The organism is Nonomuraea maritima (genome assembly GCF_900100395.1).
Classification (GTDB): Bacteria; Actinomycetota; Actinomycetes; order Streptosporangiales; family Streptosporangiaceae; genus Nonomuraea; species Nonomuraea maritima.
Map to the genome: position 1 here is coordinate 692689 of NZ_FNFB01000001.1, position 18657 is coordinate 711345.

Genomic DNA, 18657 nt, shown 5'->3' on the forward strand with positions numbered 1-18657 from the left:
CTCCCGCTCCCGGATATCTGGCGAGCCGCCCGGAGCGGCGCCGGTCAGACGGACAACGGGACCCAGCCCGTGACGAAGACCGCCAGACCGGCCGTGAACGTCCCGGAGAAGACGACCGACAGCGCGAGCGCGCGCAGGCGCGCCCTCGCGTTCCTGCGCAGCACCAGCACCAGGATCAGCGACGACAGGCCGATCACCATCGCGGGCCCCGGCCAGAACGACTGCTCGCTCTCGATGAATCCGGGGGTCGCGCGGTCCACGACGTCGGCGATGAGCGCCGCGCCGACCGCGCCCGCCGCGAGGTCGCCCCAGCCGTCGTCCCTGTGCGTGGCGTACGCGAGCATGCCGAGGCCGACGAGGAGGATGAGCGTCCAGTTGAGCGAGCCCGCGTCGGAGCCCATCGCCTGCAGGACGTCGCGGCCGCGCAGCGCGCCCGCCCCCATGGTCGCCACGAGGGCCGAGACGGCGGCGAGGAACGTGGTCACCAGCGCCCACGCGAAGCCGGACGCGGTCGCGCCCACCGCGAGCGAAAGGGCGAGGTAGGCGTACGGGTCGTAGATCTGGGCCGCCCACTGGGGGCCGTTCCCCGACAGCAGGATGCCGATCAGACCGATGACCATCCCCCCGGCGAAGGCCGCCATCAAGTGACGCTCGATCGCCCGCTGACGCCGGTCGTACTCGGCGAAGTCGGCATAGTCGATGGTGGTGTTGTTCATCCTTGTCCCTGGTCAACCCTGGCCCGCTACCCCAATAGGGATGACCAGCGCCAGCCCATGTACCCGCCCTAACAAGGCAAATCTGGGTTAAATTCCCCCCAAGAGTGACATTTCGGGCACTCGGCGCTACATCGGGCGTCAGCCGCCGAGGAGCTCCTCCCAGGGGTGGCGGGCGTTGGTGCGGCGGCTCGTGTCGAGGGCCTCGGCCAGCCGCCACAGGCCCGGCCGGGTGCGTACGCCGGCGCGTCCGGTCGGATCGACTGCGCGCAGCACGAACCGCACACCCATCACGTCGAGCTCCGCCGAGCCGTCGCCGCCAGGACCGGCCTGGACCACCAGCGAACCCTCGCGCCCTGGGTCGCGCACCGCGGCGGCGAGCAGGGCGGCCACCTCGGACGCGTAGGGACCGTCGCGCCACTCGATGTGCCAGCTGTGGTCGGACCCGCGCCACCAGGTCAGGTCGCGGCACGACTCGATGACGTCGGCCTCGGTCGCCAGCGCGGCCATCACCCGGCCGAACGCTTCGTACCTGCGGGCGTCGGTGAGCGAGAGATCGTCGCCTGGGGTCGCGGCCGGTGCGCTCTTCGGCCGCCGCAGCACGTGCTTTCGCTTCACGAGCATCAACTCTGATCGCCGCCACACCTTCCCGCAAGCCCTTGCCGCCGATCCGGGCGGCAGGCGACCACTCCTGGGCCCTTCACAGCGGGCTTGTGCGGGGTAGCGTGGAAGTGCGCCTTCTGCCCCGGGAGATGCCATGTCGCGCCTGCCGGCCGGAGAGGCCGCGCGCAGGTCCTGGGAGCGTGCGGCCGCGGTCACCGGCTCCCCCGCCGCCGTCCTTCCACGGCCTCGACCGCGGGCTCGCGTCGCGCATCGGCCGGGGACGGGTTCGCGCGTTCGGGGGATCGGGGATACATCGATCACACTGGCCGGTTGCATCCAGTGGGACGCGTGCCCGTGTGACCACCGGCACCGGCAGAAGGAGGCAGCGTGGCGTTGCACGTGGCGGTCATCGGATCAGGGCCCGCCGGCATCTACACGGCCGAGGCGCTGGTCAAGCAGTCCGCCGAGCCCGTGAGGGTCGACGTACTCGAACGCCTGCCGACCCCGTACGGGCTGGTGCGGTACGGAGTGGCGCCCGACCACACGTCGATCAAGTCGATCGCCGGCTACCTGCGCAAGGTCCTTGAGCTGCCCCAGGTGCGCTTCCTCGGCGGCGTCACGCTGGGCGAGCACCTGTCGGTCGACGACCTTCTCGGCGTGTACGACGCGGTGGTCTACTGCACGGGCGCCATGGTCGACCGGAGACTCGGCATCCCCGGCGAGGACCTTCCCGGCAGCGTGGCGGCGACCGACTTCGTCAACTGGTACTGCGGCCACCCCGACGTCGACGCCGGCCGGTTCACCCTCGACAGCTCCGAGGTGGCGGTGATCGGGGTCGGCAACGTGGCCGTCGACGTCGTACGCGTGCTCGCCAAGACCGCTGACGAGCTGCGCGCCACCGACGTGCCCCACGAGGTGCTGGAACAGCTCGAGGAGAGCCAGGTGAAGGCCATCCACATGATCGGCCGCCGCGGGCCCGAGCACGCCAAGTTCACCCTCAAGGAGCTGCGCGAGCTGGGCGAGCTGGCCAACGCCGACGTCTGCGTGCGCCCCGAGGAGGCCGTCGTGCTGGGCGGCGACTTCCCGCGCCAGGTGCAGGGCAACATCAAGGTCCTGCAGGGGTGGGCCGAACGCGAGCCTGCGGGCCGTCCGCGCCGGCTCGACGTGCGCTTCTGGCTGCGTCCGGTGGAGATCCTCGGCACCGAGCGGGTCGAGGGGCTGAGGTTGGAGCGCACCCGGCTGTCCGACGAGGGCCGCGTGGTGGGCACCGGCGAGTACGAGACGCTGCCGGTCGGCATGGTGCTGCGTTCGGTCGGGTACCGGAGCGTGCCGCTGCCGGGGGTGCCGTTCTCCGAGCAGACCATGACGGTGCCCAACCAGGCCGGACGCGTCCGCGACCGCGAGTACGTGGCCGGATGGCTCAAGCGGGGGCCCACCGGGGTGATCGGCACGAACAAGTCCGACGCCGCGGAGACCGTCCGTACGCTGCTGGCCGATCTGGCGGGGCGCGAGCGCGTGGGGCACGACGGCGTCGGCGCGGTGCTGGCCGCGCGCGGGGTACGGCCGGTGACGTACGACGAGTGGCTGGCCGTCGAGGCGGCGGAGGCAGAGCTGGCCAAGACGCTGGGGCGCGGCGACCGCGTCAAGCTCGCCGGATTGGAGGCCATGCTCCGTGCCTGCCGTCCCTGAGGGGTTCGAGGAGGCGTACCGGCTGCAACGGGCGCGCTATCCCGCGGGTGAGCCCGGTTGGCAGCCCGTTCACACCGTCTACGTGCCTGCTGACCGGTTCTCCGAGCACACGGTCACCGAGTGGGGCGAGCGGGCGTTGTCGCTGCTCAAGGCGCACCTGCACGATCCGGAGGAGATGGCCGAGGTCTTCGGCCTGCCCGGCGGGCTGGCCGCCGTCGTCCACGACAAGGTGCTGCGCAAGCTCGCCACCGAGCCGGTCGAGGACGTGCGGATCGACTTCGAGGACGGCTACGGGACGCGTCCGGGGCCCGTCGAGGACGAGCACGTGCGGCTCGCGGTCGCGGCCGTGGCCGCGATGCGCGACGCCGGGACGCTGCCGCGGCGGTGGGGGCTCAGGGTCAAGTCGTTCGCGGACGGCGACCCCGAGCGGTCGGTGCGCACGCTGGAGCGCTTCGTCACGGGCGTGTCGGAGCGGGCCGGCGGGCTGCCGGACGGTTTCACGGTCACCTTTCCCAAGGTCCTCATGGAGGCGTACCTCGGGCAGTTCGTTGAAGTGCTCGCGCGGCTGGAACGCGAGGTCGGCGTGCCGCTGCGGTTCGAGATGCAGGTGGAGGCGCCGCAGACGCTGGCGTTCCTGCGCGGCGACCTCAACGCGTCGCTGGGCGGACGGCTGGCCGCGGCCCACTTCGGGGTGTTCGACCACACCGCGGCGATCGGCCTGCCCCCGCACGAGCAGCGGCTCGACCACCCGGCCTGCGACCATGCGCGGCACGTGATGCAGGTGGCGTTCGCGGGCACGGGGGTGGAGCTGTCGGACGGGTCGCTGGCGGCCGTGCCGGCCTCCGAGCGGACGGTGGACGTCCACGAGCTGTGGCGGCGGCACGCGGAACTCGTCAGGCACTCCCTGGCGCACGGCTACCACCAGGGCTGGGACATGCACGCGTCGCACCTGGTGAGCCGCTTCGCCACCGTGTACGCCTTCCACCTCGCGCGGTACGACGCCTACCGGGAGCGGGTGCGGGCGTGGGAGGAGCGGCGGGCGGGCGAGGGCGGGGCGTTGGACGAACCCGCCACCATCCGCGCCCTCGTCGTGGCCCTCCGCCGCGCCGACGCGGCCCTGCCATGACCCGTCGCCCGGAGGCCGGTCGCCGTCGTGGTCAGTTGCCTTCCACCAGGCGGCGCCACTCCCGTACCAGGCGCCACTCGACCGGCTCGGACCAGTTGTTCCGCACGGCCGAGCCGACGTGGAAGGCGCGGATGCCGTAGTCGAGCAGGGCGGGCACGTGGCCGGGACGCAGGCCGCCCCCGGCCAGCACGATCGACGCGTCGCCCGCGTCGGCGCGCGCCTTCAGCACGCCGAGACCGTCACGTACGCCCGTCGGGGCGCCGGAGGTCAGCACAGTGGCGAGGTTGGGCAGCAGCCGTACGGCCCGCCAGGCCGCCTGGACGTCGGCGGCGTTGTCGACGGCGCGGTGGAACGTCCAGGGCAGCGGGGAGACGGCGTGGATGAGCGCCTCGGTCGCGGCCAGGTCGACGGCGCCCGCGCCGTCGAGAAAGCCGAACACGAATCCCGCCGCGCCCGCCTCGGCGAGTTCCTTGGCGTCGCGGCGCAGCCGGTCGAGGGTCTCGGGGTCGCCGGCGAAGTCGGCGGCGCGGCGGAGCATCACCATCTGGGGCAGGGAGCATTCCGCGGCGATCGCGGCCACCGTCTCAGGCGTGGGGGTCAGCCCGTCGGACGCCATGTCGGCGACGACCTCCAGCCGGTCGGCTCCGCCCCGTTCGGCGGCCACAGCGTCGCGCACGTCCAGCGCGATCACCTCGAGCAGGGATCCGGTCATGCAGGAGAGGTTATATGGTGCTCTGCCCCTTTCTGCAGCAGATGCCACCAAAGTCACCCACCCCCTCACGAGCACGCTCCCCACACGACGGCCCTCGGCACCGCGCACGCCCATACAAGAAACCCCGCCGAACGCGACGGACGTATGGGTAGGGAGTTGGGCGCGCGGTGTGTGCGCGGTGGAGGTGGCGTAAGGGGAGCCCTGATGCTCGGCTTGTCGAGGGGCCTCAGGAGACGTCGGAAGCCGCTCGCTGACCATGAACCGCCGGGCGCGCCCGGCCTCTGTGTGAGGCCGGGCGCATGGCCGCTCGTCAGACGGTGATCAGTTCGGAGGCGGTGAGGTCGCGGAAGACCATGGGCGGCACGTCCTCGGAGGGGCGTTCGAAGAGGGCGCCCGACGCGCGGTGGGGCAGGTCCACCGTGCGGAGGTGGCGGAAGCCGCGCGTGCGGTAGTAGGTCTGCAGTCGCCGGTTGGTCTTCGCGCAGTCGAGCCGCACCCAGGGCAGCCCGGCCGCGTACGCCGAGGCGGCGGCCCAGTCCAGCAGGGCGTCGCCGAGGCCGCTGCCCGACCAGGTACGGGCCACCGCGAGCTTGTGGACGTACAGGGCCGAGCCGGGATCGTCATCAGGTGTCCAGAACTCCGGGTCGGCGTGGCCGTCGAGGGCCATGGTGGCGACCGGCGGCGCCCACCCGTCGGGGTCGAGGTAGCGGAGCTCGTCGTCCAGCAGGAACAGCGTCCGCTCCTCGATCAGCGGTTCTATCCGCTCCGGGCCGAACCCCCCGCGGGGCCACTGCCGCACGCCTTGCGCGTTCAGCCACTCGGAGGCGTCGGCGAGCAGCTTCAGCACGCCGGGAAGATCGGCCGGCTCCGCCCTGCGAAGCGCGAGGGGGTGGAGGAGGGTGTTCGTGTGCATAGGGGAACCCTTCATAGCGCTAGGTGCCCACAGCGACACGCGAAGTGATGACGCGATGTCGCGTGAGGGTGAAATGTGACCTCAACCCGAAATAGACGGGTTAATGGCGATTTAGGGGAGTATGCACGACTCCCCATGGCCAGCGAGGCGGCTTATTTCTCGCTGCGCCCGGCCGGCGGGATCACCCCTTCACCCTGAGCTCCTCAGCGGCGATCGAGCTCATACCTGATCAAGTGCTTGTCGGCTGGAAGCACCGTAACGGCGACACGCACCGGCGTGTCGGACACGTCGTACCCAACTCGGACATAAACCATGACTGGTGTGCCGAGTTCCAATTGAAGGCGTTCTGCCTCTTCCTGATTGGGCATGCGCGCCCAGATGTCGTCGACGACGCGCACCTGGGAATGCCCGAGATCCTCCAGCACCCGGTTCGCCCCGCGCTCGATGTCGCCTGGCCTGGCGATTTCGGAATCGGCCACCATGTCATGGGGGAAGTAGGAGTCGTTGGTGTTGAACGGCTGGCCGTCCACGAAACGCAGACGGCGTCTCACCACCGCGAGCTCGCCCTCGGCCAGCTGGAGCCTGCTGGCGATCTCCTCGACCGGAGACACCGTCAGCACCTCGATGTACTGGCTCGGTTCGCGGCCCTCCTGCGCGACGGCGTAGGCGAAGGCCTCTCGTAGTTCCCCGCTGGGTTGTGGCTCCAGCTCGCGCTGCGGATAGATGAGCAGCGGCCTGCGGTCGCGTACCACCGTGCCGCGCCGCGGCGTGCGCGTGACGAGCCCCTCGTTGACGAGTTCGCCGAGGGCCAGTCGCACGGTGTTCCTGCTCACCCCATGGTCTTCCATGAGCTGCGCCTCGGTCGGAAGCTGCGCCCCGGGACCGAGGACACCCGAGTAGATGGCTCGTCGCAACTCCGAAGCCACCTGCTGATACAGCACCGACCTTGCCACTTTCACCCCTTTTGTTCCAACAATTTAGACGATCTGGTTCTAGCAGGCCACAACCCCTTGACCGAACCCCTTCGATCGGCCCATCATCCATTCGTTGGTACAAATCCATCTAAAGGCCGGTGAGGGGGTGAAGGCCAGTGTTGCCGGTCCACACGGGTACGCCATTCCTGCCCTGGCATGACCCCCGCGAAGCAACCCGTTTACTGCGTTACGGATTGAGTCGCGAAGGGGTAACCCACACCTACCAGAGCGGTGGCGTTTCCGTGACATCGGTGCCGGCCGAGCTGACCGTGCGGTGCGCTGACGGATCCTTTGTCGCGAACGAGGAAGGTGGCGCCCCCGTCACGCACTTCATTGATGACCTGGTCAGCATGGCTCGGCATTTCGACGCACGTCGCCGGCGGCAGGGGCCTTCGAGCTCCTTCATCGACTCCGTGTGCGGACCAACGGTTCAGGACTCCATCCCTCGCCGGAGTCCTGACGCCGCCGCGGCACGGGAGAGGAAGCGCGTCCTGGCGGGTCCCCCACGCCCGCCAGGGCGCGCGTTCCTCTGAACGACCCAGCACGAACAGCGACCGCGGAGCGCGCCTGTGTCCGCGCGCGCCCGTCCGAGGCGGGGCGCGGGACGCCCCCACTGCTTGCGTCCGCCTGCTCCTCGACCCGCGTAGCCGCCGCACGTGGCGTGACGTCGGTCGTAGCGGTCCCACGGGGCCTCCCCAGGCGGCTTGACAGTCCCGTCCCGGCACCCTACCGTCCCAAGCAAGCGCTTGGTACGATCAGGCGCGCGGCGGACGAGGAGGCGGACCATGAGCACACGCGCTGCCCGGACCGGCAAGACGGAGGGCTGCCGCGGCGTTCCGGTGATGCCCCGCAGGCGCAGGACCCGCCGGGGCACGTTCCTGCCTCCGGCCCCCGCCCTCCGCACCCGCGACACCGCATCCACCGACAGCGGCGACGGCGGCGACGGCGGCGACGGCGGCACGGTCGACGGGCGCCGCTTCCGGCAGGCGCTGGGCACGTTCGCGACCGGCGTGGTCGCGGTCACGGCCGCCGACCCGCGCGACGGACGGCCGTACGGGCTGGCTGTCAACTCCTTCACCTCCGTCTCGCTGGACCCGCCGCTGGTGGCCTTCTGCGTGTCCCACACCAGCACGAGCTGGCCCCGGGTGCGCGCCGCCGGCGAGATCACGGTGAACGTGCTGGCGGGACGGCAGCGGGAGGCCTGCGCGCAGCTGGCGTCGAGGGGCGGCGACAAGTTCGCCGGCCTGGGCTGGACCGCCTCGCCCAGCGGCAACCCGATCCTCGACGGGGCGCTGGCCTGGCTCGACTGCGCGATCGAGGCCGAGCACGTCGCCGGCGACCACACCATCGTGGTGACCCGGGTGCTGCGCCTCGACCTGCTCGCGGACGGCGATCCGCTCGTCTTCTTCCGCGGCGCCTACGGCTCTTTCACCGCCGGTCTCGATGCCCTGGCCGAGGCGGTCCCGGCCCCCTGAACCGCTTCTGGCAACCGACCGTTCGGTATGGCATGCTTCCGGAACATGACTCTGTTCTCGGTTGCGGGCAAGAACGTCGTCGTCACGGGCGGATCGCGCGGCATCGGACGCATGATCGCCGCAGGCTTCGTGGCGGCGGGCGCGAGCGTCCACATCTCCGCGCGCAAGTCGGCCGAGGTCGAGAAGACGGCCGCCGAGCTGGGCTGTGTCGCCGTGCCGGCCGACCTGTCGACCCCCGAGGGGCTGGAGACCCTGGTGGCGGCGGTGGACGGCCCGCTGCACGTCCTGGTGAACAACGCGGGGGCCACGTGGGGCGCGCCGCTGGAGGAGTATCCGGAGCACGCCTTCGACAAGCTCTGGGACATCAACGTGAAGGGCGTCTTTCATCTGACCCAGAAGTTCCTGCCGCAGCTGCGGGACGCGGCGAGTGCCGACGACCCGGCACGGGTCATCAACGTGGGCTCGGTCGACGGCATCAAGGTGCCCGGCCTGCCGACCTACGCGTACTCGTCGACGAAGTCGGCCGTGCACATGCTGACCCGGCACCTGGCCAGGCATCTGGCCAAGGATCACATCACCGTCAACGCCATCGCGCCGGGACCGTTCGACTCGAAGATGATGGCGTTCGCCCTGGACGACCCCGAGACGCGGACGGCCATCGCCTCGAACGTGCCCCTCGGGCGCATCGGCCGGCCGGACGACATGGCGGGCACGGCGATCTTCCTAGCCTCGCGGGCGGGGTCGTACCTGACGGGCACGGTGATCCCGGTGGACGGCGGGATCACGGCCTGAGCCGGAGCCGGGCCGGGTCGAGCCCGGCGGGAGAAGGACATGGGGTACGGCAGCAAGCGCCTTCTCGGCGAGTCGTCCCGGCCCGGGTCTCATGGGCGCGCCGGTCGTGCGCGGACACTACGAAGGTGCCGGCACGGCGCGAGCCGGGGTCCGTCGCCGGCCCGGCTCGCACGCGCTCCGGTCGCCGCGCGGTGTGACGTCGCGGCGTACGTCGACGCTCAGTCGACCACGTCGTCCACGTTGACGTCGCTGCCGCTGGTGCCGACCACGGCGTTGCCGTTGACGTTGGCGACACTCGTGGCGCTACGACCGGACACGTTGGCGATGCGCACGTTGCCGAAGTTGTTGCCCGACTGCGACGACGCGCGGTTGCTGCTGGTGTTGCCGGCGTTGACATCAGCGTACGAGGGGGTCGCGAGCAGGGTCATGCCCGCCGCGGCGGCGGTGATGACACCGGTCACGCAGAGCTTCTTCATCATCTCGATGTCCTTCCTAGGAGCCTGTGGTGCGGAAAACGTCAGCCGGTCAGCCGAAGATGTACATCACCGTGATGCCACCGTTGGTGGCGGTCTGGGCGATGCCATTGGTGTTGTTGACGTTGGTCGAGAAACCCTCGCCGCGAATGCCCGCGAGGACGTCGCCGAAGTTGTTTCCCGTCTGGAGTGAGTCGCTGTTGGCGCTGCGGTTCGCCGCCCAGTCGCCGTACCATCTGTCGTCGGCATGAGCGGGGACTGCCAGTAGTGCGCTGCCACCGACCGCCGCGAGCACGGCCGCGACGGCGCACGTCCTTTTGATCACTTCTGCTCCTTCGCCAGTGAGGGAACCCTTTCGGGACAGGCGAGCGCCGGGCCCTGGCGCGCAACCTTTCCTTTGACCCGTCTTGACCTCGGAGGATCAAGGCAGTGTGAGCATATAACTCTGCGTTGCCAATCGGTAGCTTTCAGTGATCAGAACTTTATTCCGAACGCACCGCCGGGAGATGTCGGTCAAGCGGCGTACGGTGGGCCGCATGATCTACGAATTACGCCGTTACACGCTGCGTCCCGGCGCGCGCGAGACGCTGATCGAGCTCTTCGAGAGGGAGTTCGTGGAGCCGCAGGAGGCCGCGGGCATGCGCGTCGTCGGCACCTTCCGCGACCCCGACTTCCCCGACACGTTCACGTGGGTGCGGGCCTTCCCCGACATGGAGTCACGCCGGGCCGCGCTGGAGGCCTTCTACGGAGGCCCCGTGTGGCGGGCCCACCGCGAGGCCGCCAACGCCACGATGGAGACGTTCGACGACGTGCTCCTGCTGCGTCCGATCGGCCCCGAACTGCCCGCGGGCGACCGGCCGCCGGTGGGCGCGGCCGAGGCGCCCCCGTCGCTGTACGTCGCCACGATCCACCACGTCCGCGACGGCTTCGCCGGCCACTTCGCCCGTGAGGCCGTCCCCGCGCTGGAGGAGGCGGGGGTGCAGCCGATCGCGTGCCTGGAGACCGAGCACGCGTCCAACACGTTCCCGCAGTTGCCCGTGCGGACCGGGGTGAACGTGTTCGTGTGGTGGACCAGGTTCGACAGCCCGGAGCAGGAGCGCGCGGTCGACCTGCCGGTGCCGGCGTCCTGGGTCACCGCCGCGCCCGTACGGCTGCGCCTGCGGCCCACGTCGCGTTCGTCGCTGCGCTGAGGCCGCGACGTCACACGACGGTGAGGCCGCGGCCGGCGAGGATGGCCGCGGCCTGCGCCTGGCTGATCACGGCGCCCGCGAGGGCGCGCAGCCTGGTGTCGTCGAGCTCCCCCAGATCGGCCCCGCGCAGGTCGGCCCCCGCGAACGTGGTCTGGAACAGCCGCGCCCCGATCAGGCGGCAGTCGGTCATCGTGACCTTGGTGAAGTCGCATTTCGCCAGGTCGGCGTCGTCGAAGCGGACACCCTCGAACTCCGCCCCGCGGAACGAGCAGCCCCCGAGGTCGGCCAGCGTGAGGTTGGAGCGGTTGACGGTGAAGCCGGTGCCCCTGGAGGTCGTCAGCGAGGCGCCGATCATGCGGCAGCCGGCGAACGAGGCGTCGGTCAGCAGGGCGCCGCCGAACTGCGCCGACGACAGGTCGACGTCGGAGAAGGACGCGTCGAGGAGGTCGGCGTCGGTGAAACGGGCGCCCATGCCGCCCCCGCCGGTGAACGTGGCCCCGTCGAGGTCGGCCTTGCGGAAGTCGGTGCGGTCGAGCGCGCACGACTCGAACGTGGCCCCCGCCAGGTCGGCCCCCCACAGGTCGGCCTCGGTGAGGTCGCACCCCCGGAAGACATGTGACTCCCCCGAGGGGAGACGGTCGGTCAGCGCCTTGCCGGAGAGGTCCTCGCCGTCGAAGTTCACGGTGTCAGAGCCTACCGGCGAGCACCTCCGCCGCGGCCTCGCCGCAGACGCGGGCGGCGCCGTACGTGGCGATGTGCACGGCGCCGAGGTCGGTACGGGCGGGCAGCCCCATCTCGACGACGACGGCGTCCTGGCGGGCGCTCAGCAGGTGGCCGAGCGCGTCCTCCTGCCAGGCGTGGCGGTGGGCGTCGCGGACCACGACCACCAGCGGCTTGCCCGCCGCCGCGGCGATCAGGGCCTCCAGCGCGGAGCCGGTCGTCCCGCCCGCCATGAGGCGGGTCACGACGGTGCCGGGAACGAGGCGGGACAGCGGCTCCCCCACCCCCCACGGAGTCTTCCTGTCGATGGCCAGGTTCATGTCCGGGACGAGTTCCAGCACGTGCGCCGGACCGGCCAGCGGCAGGACCGGGTCGGCCGAGCGGCGGGTGACCCTGATCGCGCGGCGGGCGGCGTCCGGGCCGATCCGGGTGTCGCCGGGCGGCGGGCTGCCCGAGGAGCCGGCCCACGCGGCCAGCTCGCGGACCCTGCGAGCGGCGTCGGCCAGCCGCTCCTCGGGCAGCGACCCGGTGGTCACCGCCGCCGCGATCGCGTCGCGGATGTTCGCGGCGGTGGCCTCGTCGGCGTGCTCGCCGCCGACGCAGACGGCGTCGGCCCCTGCGGCTATGGCGCGGGCCGAGGCGCCCCCCAGTCCGTACGGCGCCGACACCGCGGTCATCTCGATGCCGTCGGTGACGATCACGCCGTCGAAGCCGAGCTCTTCTCTCAGCAGCCCGGTGAGCACCTTGGGGCTGAGCGTGGCCGGCCGTTCGGCGTCGTAGGAGGGCACGAGCAGGTGCCCGGTCATGACGGCGCGTACGCCCTCCGCGATCGCCTCGCGGAACGGGACGAGCGCGTCCTGTATCCCGCGTTCGGCCATGACGGGCACGCCGTGGTGGCTGTCGACCGAGGTGTCGCCGTGGCCGGGGAAGTGCTTGGCGCAGGCGGCGACGCCCGCGGACTGCAGGCCGCGTACGAACGCCCTCGTGTGCCGGGCGACCAGGGCGGGGTCGGCGCCGAACGCGCGCAGGCCGATGACCGGGTTGTCGGGGTTGGCGTTGACGTCGGCCGAGGGGGCGAAGTCGATGGTGATGCCGGCTCTGGCGAGGTCGCCGCCGAGGTCTCTGGCCAGCGACTCGGTGATGGTGACGTCGTCCACGACGCCGAGTGCGTACGCGCCGGGACGGCTGCTGCCGGTGTCGGCCTCCAGCCGGGTGACCTCGCCCGACTCCTCGTCGGTGCCGACGAGCACCGCGGGGTTCTCGGCGCGCAACGCGGCGGTGAGCCGGGCGACCTGTTCGGGGCCGGCGATGTTGCGCGAGAACAGCACCGCCCCGGCCAGCCCTTCGCCCAGCCGGCGACGTATCCAGTCGGGGGGCGCGTGTCCGTGGAATCCGGGGAGGAGGACGGCGTCGGCGAGGCGAAGCAGGTCACCGCTCAAGGGCATGCAAGGCAATCTAATAGGAAACTTTCCTATTTGCTAGTGCCATCTTCGAACGTCAGCCCCGCCACGCCCCCGACCGACGGCCAGGAGCTAGTGCCGAGCGGCCAAGCTGAGTGGGTGCCGGGGCGCGGCGAGCGGTGGGCGAGCGGCGAGGCCGGCGGCAGCAGCTGTGAGTGAACGGGGAGTGGGGTTGAGGTCGGTGAAGGTGGGAGCGGTGGGGTAGGGGTTACGGGTCGGCCATAATTGCGGGGGCGGGTTCGGTCGGCACCCTGGTAGCGAGCGGTTGGTTGGGGAGTCCAACCCTTATGAGCTGGGGCGGATGTGTGAACAAGCGATTGTCCGAGGGCTCATAATGGTGGCGTGACCACGCGAAAGAACTCCGGCACCGCCACCACGGCCAAGCGTCAGCGCGCGTCCTCGACGGGATCGGCGTCCGAGCGCCGCGATCACCTCGTCAAGCTCGCCGCGGAGCTCTTCGCGCGCAAGGGCTTCCAGGCCACCACCGTGCGCCAGATCGCCGACGAGGCGGGCATCCTGTCCGGAAGCCTCTACCACCACTTCGACTCCAAGGAGACGATCGTCGACGAGGTGCTGTCCACCTTCCTCGACGACATCATCGCCCGCTACCGCGCCGCGATCGAGACGAGCTCCGACGCCCGTGAGGTGCTGTCGGAGATGGTCCGCGTCGGGTTCGCCACGCTCGAACCGCACCGCGCCGCGATCACGGTGATGCAGAACGACTGGAACTACCTGCGGCAGTTCGAGCGCTTCAACTACCTCGTCAAGGCCGAGGATGAGGTCGAGCAGATCTGGGTCGAGCAGATCAAGGCCGGGCAGAACGCCGGGCTGTTCCGGGCCGACCTCGACCCCAAGCTGACGTACCGCATGATCCGCGACACGATCTGGGTGGCGGTCCGCTGGTTCCGTCCCGGCGGCCGGCTCAACACCAATGCGCTGGCCGAGCACTACATCACGGTGCTGTTCGACGGGCTGGCCACGGGCGAGCGCGACAGGGCCACCGCCGGATGAGTCTCGGCGAGGCCGTCCGCCTCGCCCTGCGGCAGGTGGCCGAACCCGACAGAGCCGAGGCCATGCAGGCGTACACGAAGTCGTCCATGCCGTTCCTCGGGGTGCGGGCGGCGCCGCGGCGCGCGGCGCTGAACGAGGTGTTCGACGAGCACCGGCTGGAGACGGCGCCGCAGTGGCGCCGGGCGGTGCTCGCGCTGTGGCGCGAGGCCGAGTACCGCGAGGAGCGCTACGCCGCCGTCGCGCTGACCGGCCACCGCTTCTACCGGGGCTTCCAGACCATGGACGCGCTGCCGATGTACGAGGAGATGATCGTCACCGGGGCCTGGTGGGACCTGACGGACGAGCTGGCCACCCAGCGGATCGGCGACCTGCTCGCCGCCCACCCCGAGAGCATGCGGCCGCTGATGCTGAAGTGGGCGGTCGACACCGACCTGTGGAAGCGGCGCGCGTCGATCCTCAGCCAGACGCGTTTCAAGGAGCGCACCGACGCCGAGCTGCTGTACGCGTGCATCGAGCCGAGCCTGCCCGACACCGACTTCTTCGCCCGCAAGGCGATCGGGTGGGCGTTGCGCGAGTACGCCAAGACCGACCCGGACGAGGTGCTCCGCTACGTCGACGCGCGGGGCGTCTCGGGCCTGAGCCGCCGCGAGGCGCTGAGGCACATCGGCTGACTCATCGCGTCCACAGCGCGTCCTGGACGGCCTGCACCAGCGCCATCAGCTCCGGCGTGACGCGCTCCTTCGACCAGGCGAGGGCATACGTGATGCGCAGGTCGCCCGCGTCCAGCCGGACGAACCGGACGTCTTCGCGTCTGACCGTCCTGACCAGCAGGTGCGGGATGGGCAGCAGCCCGGCGCCCGCCGCCACCAGGTCGAGTGCGGCGGCGAAGTCGTCGTCGGCCACCAGGCGTGAGCGGCCGGGCAGCCGTGCCCACGGCCGGCTCCCTGGCATGAGCAGCACCTGCCCGGCCAGGTCGGCGGGCGCGACGCGGGCGCTCGACTCCAGCCGGTGCCCCACGGGGACGGCCAGGTGGTCGACGGTGACGTGGAAGCGGGCCGCCGTGACGAGCCCGGCCGGCGCCGGAGTGGCCACGATCGCGGCCGAGACCTCGCCGTCGGCCAGCGCCCTGACCGCCGCGCCGCGCCCGGCGGGGAGCAGTTCGACGCCGATGGCAGGGGTGCGGGCCGCGAGACGCCTGACCACTCGTGCCGCGAGAGCCCCGACGAGCGGTGGATAAGCCAGGTGAATGGTCGGCCGGGCCAGCCGTCCGGCTTCCGCGGTGAACGCGCCGACCGCGTCGATCACCTGCTCGGCGTGCGCCAGCAGCGCCCTGCCCTCGGCGGTGAGCCGCACCTCGCGGGCGGTGCGCTGGAAGAGCCGGAGGCCGGTGGCGCGTTCGAGCCGGGAGACGGCCTGACTCATGGCGGGCTGGGACATCCCGAGGTCGGCGGCGGCGGCCGAGAAGCTGAGCCGCGCGGCGACCCGCGTGAAGCAGTGGATCTCCCTGAGCATAAGCAGCACAAATACATGGTGCCGCACGTGGGTGACGGTCGGCAGGATGCTCGGCATTCGCGATCCACTGCTTGAGAGGAAGCCACCACGATGTCGCCATTTCCCCGCTCCACCGTGCTCGGATATCCGCGGATCGGGCCGCGCCGGGAGTTGAAGCGGGCGCTGGAGTCGTACTGGGACGGCAGGTCAAGCCGGGCGGAGCTCGACCGGGTGGGGGCCGAATTGCGCGCCGCGACCTGGGACCGGCTGGCCGGGCTGGGGCTGGAAGGGCTGCCGTCCAACACCTTCTCGCTGTACGACCACGTGCTGGACACCGCCGTCATGCTCGGCGCGGTACCGAAGCGGTATCGCGCGGCCGAGGACCCCTATTTCGCGATGGCGCGCGGCACGGACGGGCTGACGCCGCTGCGGATGACGAAGTGGTTCGACACCAACTACCACTACATCGTGCCGGAGATCGGCCCGGAGACCGTGTTCGAGCTGGACGCCACCAAGCCGCTCGGCGAGGTGCGGGAGGCGCGGGCGCTCGGTCACGAGACGCGTCCCGTGGTCGTCGGGCCGGTGACGTTCCTGCTGCTGGGCTCGGCGCTCGACCGGCTGGAGGAGGTGCTCGGCTGCTACGAGGAACTGCTGTCCGCGCTGGCCGCCGAGGGGGTCTCCTGGGTGCAGCTCGACGAGCCGGCGCTGGTGGCCGACCGGACGCCTTCCGAGCTGGCCGCCGTGCGGGCGGCGTACGAGCGGCTGGGGGCGCTCGCCGAGCGGCCGGGGTTGTTCGTGGCGTCGTCGTTCGGCGACCTCGGTGAGTCGCTGCCGGTGCTGGCGGCCACGCCCGTCGAGGCCATCGGGATCGACCTGGTGCGCGGCGGCGTCCCTGAGATCGATCTGGGCGACAAGACCGTGGTCGCGGGCGTGGTGTCCGGGCGGGACGTGTGGCGGACCCCGCCGGAGCGGGCGCTCGCGGCGCTGGGTGCGGTCCGCGCGGCGCGGGTGACGGTGAGCACGTCCTGTTCGCTGCTGCACGTGCCCTACGACCTGGAGGCGGAGCCGGACCTCGACGCGGCGCTGAAGGAGCGGCTGGCGTTCGCCGAGCAGAAGGTGGCCGAGGTGGTGGCGCTGTCCCGCGCCGAACGCCACGCCCTGCCTGCGCCCCGGCCCGCCGCGGTCCCACCCGCCCTGACGAGCCTCGAGGGAGGCGACCCGTACCCGACGCGCGCCGAGGAGCGCGGTCCGTACGCGGTGCGGGCCGCGGCGCAGGCGGCGCGGCTCCGGCTGCCGCTGCTGCCGATCACGACGATCGGCTCGTTCCCGCAGACCGGTGAGCTGCGCGCGGCCCGCGCGGCCGTCGCCGCGGGCACGCTGGCCCAGGACGAGTACGAACGGCGGATCGAGGCCGAGATCGAGCGGGCCGTCCGGACGCAGGAACGGCTCGGCCTCGACGTCCTCGTGCACGGGGAGCCCGAGCGCAACGACATGGTGCAGTACTTCGCCGAGCACCTCGACGGCTTCGCCGTCACCGCCAACGGCTGGGTCCAGTCGTACGGCAGCCGCTGTGTCCGGCCGCCCGTCCTGCACGGCGACGTGACCCGGCCCGCGCCGATGACGGTCCGGTGGGCGACCTACGCGCAGTCGCTGACCGACCGGCCGGTCAAGGGCATGCTCACCGGGCCGGTCACGATCGTGGCCTGGTCGTTCGTCCGGGACGACCTGCCGCTGCGCGACGTGGTGTTCCAGGTGGCCGACGCGATCCGCGAGGAGGTGCGTGACCTGGAGGCCGCCGGGGTGCCGATCGTCCAGGTGGACGAGCCCGCGCTGCGCGAGCTGCTGCCGCTGCGGCAGGCCGCCTGGGACGATTACCTGGAGTGGGCGGTGCGCGCGTACCGGCGGGCCACCTCGGGGGCGGGCGACCACACCCAGATCCACACCCATCTGTGCTATTCGGACGCCGGCGAGATTCTGGCCGCCATCGACGCGCTGGACGCCGACGTCACCACGATCGAGTCGGCCCGCTCGGGGGCGCGCGTCCTCGGCGCCGTGGAGACGTTCGGGCGCGGCCTCGGGCCGGGCGTCTACGACATCCACTCGCCGCGCGTGCCGTCGGCGGCGGAGGTCGAGGACCTGCTGCGCCGCACCCTGCGGGCGCTGCCGGCTGAGCGCGTGTGGGTCAACCCGGACTGCGGGCTGAAGACGCGTACGTACGAGCAGGTCGAGGCTTCGCTGCGGCACGTGGTCGAGGCCACCCGTCGGCTGCGGGCCGAACTCGCCTCCTGACACCGGCCCCCCGCGGGCCGGTGGCGACGAGGTGGGCGAGCAGCCGGACCGAACCCACCCGGTGCCAGGGGAGGTGGCGGGCCGGCTGCGCGCGTACGTCCGCGGTCACTTGAGTGCGCCCGCGGTCAGGCCGGACTGGATCTGGCGCTGGAACACCGTGTAGACGACGATCATGGGGAGGATCGCCAGGGTGAGCGCTGCGAACAGCGCCGCCCAGTCGGCGTCGTAGCCGGCGGCGGTGGAGATGTCGGCGATGCCCTGGGTGAGCACCCACTTGTCGCGCTCCTGGAGCAGGATCAGCGGGATCTGGTACTGGTTCCACTGGCCCAGGATGTTGAAGATCGTGATGCTGATGATGCCCGGCTTGGCCATCGGCAGCATGATCTGGAAGAACACCCTGGTGTGCGAGGCGCCGTCGACCATCGCCGCCTCCCCCACCGCCGTCGGCAGCGTACGGAAGAAGGCCGCGAGGAAGAACACGGTGAACGGCATCGAGTACGCGATGTAGACGAGCACCGTGCCCGCGTACGTGTTCAGTCCGATGAACTGCCCGACCACCGGCACGTTGCCCATGTTCTGCACCACGAAGAACAGCGGGGTCAGCGCCAGGAAGAACGGGAAGGCGAGGCCCGAGACGAACAGCAGGTAGATCGCGCGGTTCCCCCGGAAGGGGTAGCGCGCCAGCACGTACGCCGCCATCGAGCCGACGAGCATCGTGCCGAACGTGCTGAACGACACCACGATGACGCTGTTGATCATGTACTGGCCGATGTGGGCCTGCTCCCACGCCCTGGCGAAGTTGTCCCAGCGCAGCGCGGCCGGGAGCGACCACGCGTCGCCGAAGATCTCGTCCTCGCTCTTGACCGAGGCCAGGAACGTCCACACGATCGGGATCATCACCAGCAGGGTCCAGATCACCAGCGCGAGGTGCGTCAGCACGCCCAGCGGGCCGAGCCGCCGCCTGCGCTCCACGCGGGCGGCCCGCCTGGAAGGCATCCCCGTGGCCGTCACAGGAGTCGTCGCCAT

At 71.3% G+C, this 18657-nt stretch carries 19 protein-coding genes; 8 read left to right on the forward strand and 11 right to left on the reverse strand.

Annotation, left to right across the window (positions count from 1 at the left end; all coding sequences use genetic code 11):
- Positions 1–44: 44 nt before the first annotated feature.
- On the reverse strand, positions 45–716 hold the full coding sequence (locus BLR04_RS03230; RefSeq protein WP_090759317.1) for a hypothetical protein: 672 nt from the start codon (positions 714–716) through the stop codon (positions 45–47).
- Positions 717–854: 138 nt separating this feature from the next.
- Entirely contained in the window at positions 855–1337 is a 483-nt protein-coding gene (locus BLR04_RS03235) for a hypothetical protein (RefSeq protein ID WP_090759319.1), read from the reverse strand.
- Positions 1338–1703: 366 nt separating this feature from the next.
- On the opposite strand from BLR04_RS03235, the gene BLR04_RS03240 reads away from it, so the two are divergent.
- A complete protein-coding gene (locus BLR04_RS03240; RefSeq protein ID WP_245739984.1) occupies positions 1704–3005 on the forward strand; it encodes an FAD-dependent oxidoreductase in 1302 nt (433 codons plus the stop codon).
- Positions 2989–4131 carry a DUF6986 family protein gene (locus BLR04_RS03245; RefSeq protein WP_090759322.1) on the forward strand — a complete coding sequence of 381 codons (1143 nt, stop codon included), beginning with the start codon at positions 2989–2991 and terminating at the stop codon, positions 4129–4131. The genes BLR04_RS03240 and BLR04_RS03245 overlap by 17 nt, the downstream gene beginning before the upstream one ends.
- A gap of 31 nt (positions 4132–4162) precedes the next feature.
- On the opposite strand, the gene BLR04_RS03250 is transcribed toward BLR04_RS03245, so the two are convergent.
- From BLR04_RS03250 to BLR04_RS03260, 3 genes are all read right to left on the reverse strand, one after another.
- Entirely contained in the window at positions 4163–4843 is a 681-nt protein-coding gene (locus tag BLR04_RS03250) for a copper homeostasis protein CutC (RefSeq protein WP_090759324.1), read from the reverse strand.
- Between the two features lie 310 nt (positions 4844–5153).
- Entirely contained in the window at positions 5154–5756 is a 603-nt protein-coding gene (locus BLR04_RS03255) for a GNAT family N-acetyltransferase (RefSeq protein WP_090759326.1), read from the reverse strand.
- Between the two features lie 203 nt (positions 5757–5959).
- Entirely contained in the window at positions 5960–6697 is a 738-nt protein-coding gene (locus BLR04_RS03260; protein WP_090759328.1) for a GntR family transcriptional regulator, read from the reverse strand.
- A gap of 818 nt (positions 6698–7515) precedes the next feature.
- Here BLR04_RS03260 and BLR04_RS03265 point away from each other — a divergent pair.
- Both BLR04_RS03265 and BLR04_RS03270 read left to right on the forward strand, forming a co-directional pair.
- Positions 7516–8205, forward strand: coding sequence for a flavin reductase family protein (locus tag BLR04_RS03265; protein WP_245739985.1), 690 nt, complete (start codon positions 7516–7518; stop codon positions 8203–8205).
- Between the two features lie 45 nt (positions 8206–8250).
- A complete protein-coding gene (locus tag BLR04_RS03270) occupies positions 8251–8997 on the forward strand; it encodes an SDR family oxidoreductase (RefSeq protein WP_090759572.1) in 747 nt (248 codons plus the stop codon).
- A gap of 218 nt (positions 8998–9215) precedes the next feature.
- On the opposite strand, the gene BLR04_RS03275 is transcribed toward BLR04_RS03270, so the two are convergent.
- Positions 9216–9476 carry a hypothetical protein gene (locus tag BLR04_RS03275; RefSeq protein WP_090759330.1) on the reverse strand — a complete coding sequence of 87 codons (261 nt, stop codon included), beginning with the start codon at positions 9474–9476 and terminating at the stop codon, positions 9216–9218.
- A 46-nt stretch (positions 9477–9522) separates the two neighbouring features.
- Complete coding sequence (locus tag BLR04_RS03280) at positions 9523–9795, reverse strand: hypothetical protein (RefSeq protein WP_090759332.1); 273 nt, start codon at positions 9793–9795, stop codon at positions 9523–9525.
- Between the two features lie 211 nt (positions 9796–10006).
- Here BLR04_RS03280 and BLR04_RS03285 point away from each other — a divergent pair, with 211 nt between their 5' ends.
- Positions 10007–10660 (forward strand): NIPSNAP family protein, encoded by a 654-nt coding sequence (locus BLR04_RS03285; RefSeq protein WP_090759574.1) that lies wholly within the window; start codon positions 10007–10009, stop codon positions 10658–10660.
- 10 nt (positions 10661–10670) lie between these two features.
- Here the strand turns inward: BLR04_RS03285 and BLR04_RS03290 are convergent, their stop codons facing one another.
- Together BLR04_RS03290 and BLR04_RS03295 are read right to left on the reverse strand one after the other, a co-directional pair.
- A complete protein-coding gene (locus BLR04_RS03290; RefSeq protein ID WP_090759334.1) occupies positions 10671–11342 on the reverse strand; it encodes a pentapeptide repeat-containing protein in 672 nt (223 codons plus the stop codon).
- Positions 11343–11346: 4 nt separating this feature from the next.
- A complete protein-coding gene (locus tag BLR04_RS03295) occupies positions 11347–12825 on the reverse strand; it encodes a glycoside hydrolase family 3 protein (protein ID WP_090759336.1) in 1479 nt (492 codons plus the stop codon).
- A 357-nt stretch (positions 12826–13182) separates the two neighbouring features.
- Here BLR04_RS03295 and BLR04_RS03300 point away from each other — a divergent pair, with 357 nt between their 5' ends.
- Positions 13183–13851, forward strand: coding sequence for a TetR/AcrR family transcriptional regulator (locus tag BLR04_RS03300; protein ID WP_090759338.1), 669 nt, complete (start codon positions 13183–13185; stop codon positions 13849–13851).
- On the forward strand, positions 13848–14522 hold the full coding sequence (locus BLR04_RS03305; RefSeq protein ID WP_090759340.1) for a DNA alkylation repair protein: 675 nt from the start codon (positions 13848–13850) through the stop codon (positions 14520–14522). Before BLR04_RS03300 ends, BLR04_RS03305 begins: the two co-directional genes overlap by 4 nt.
- Before the next feature lies 1 nt (position 14523).
- On the opposite strand, the gene BLR04_RS03310 is transcribed toward BLR04_RS03305, so the two are convergent.
- On the reverse strand, positions 14524–15363 hold the full coding sequence (locus tag BLR04_RS03310; RefSeq protein ID WP_245740003.1) for a LysR family transcriptional regulator: 840 nt from the start codon (positions 15361–15363) through the stop codon (positions 14524–14526).
- Between the two features lie 90 nt (positions 15364–15453).
- On the opposite strand from BLR04_RS03310, the gene metE reads away from it, so the two are divergent.
- Positions 15454–17631: a 5-methyltetrahydropteroyltriglutamate--homocysteine S-methyltransferase gene (gene metE / locus BLR04_RS03315; RefSeq protein WP_090759344.1), complete on the forward strand. Its 2178-nt coding sequence runs from the start codon at positions 15454–15456 to the stop codon at positions 17629–17631.
- Between the two features lie 105 nt (positions 17632–17736).
- Here metE and BLR04_RS03320 read toward each other — a convergent pair whose 3' ends face one another.
- A complete protein-coding gene (locus tag BLR04_RS03320; protein WP_245739986.1) occupies positions 17737–18657 on the reverse strand; it encodes a carbohydrate ABC transporter permease in 921 nt (306 codons plus the stop codon).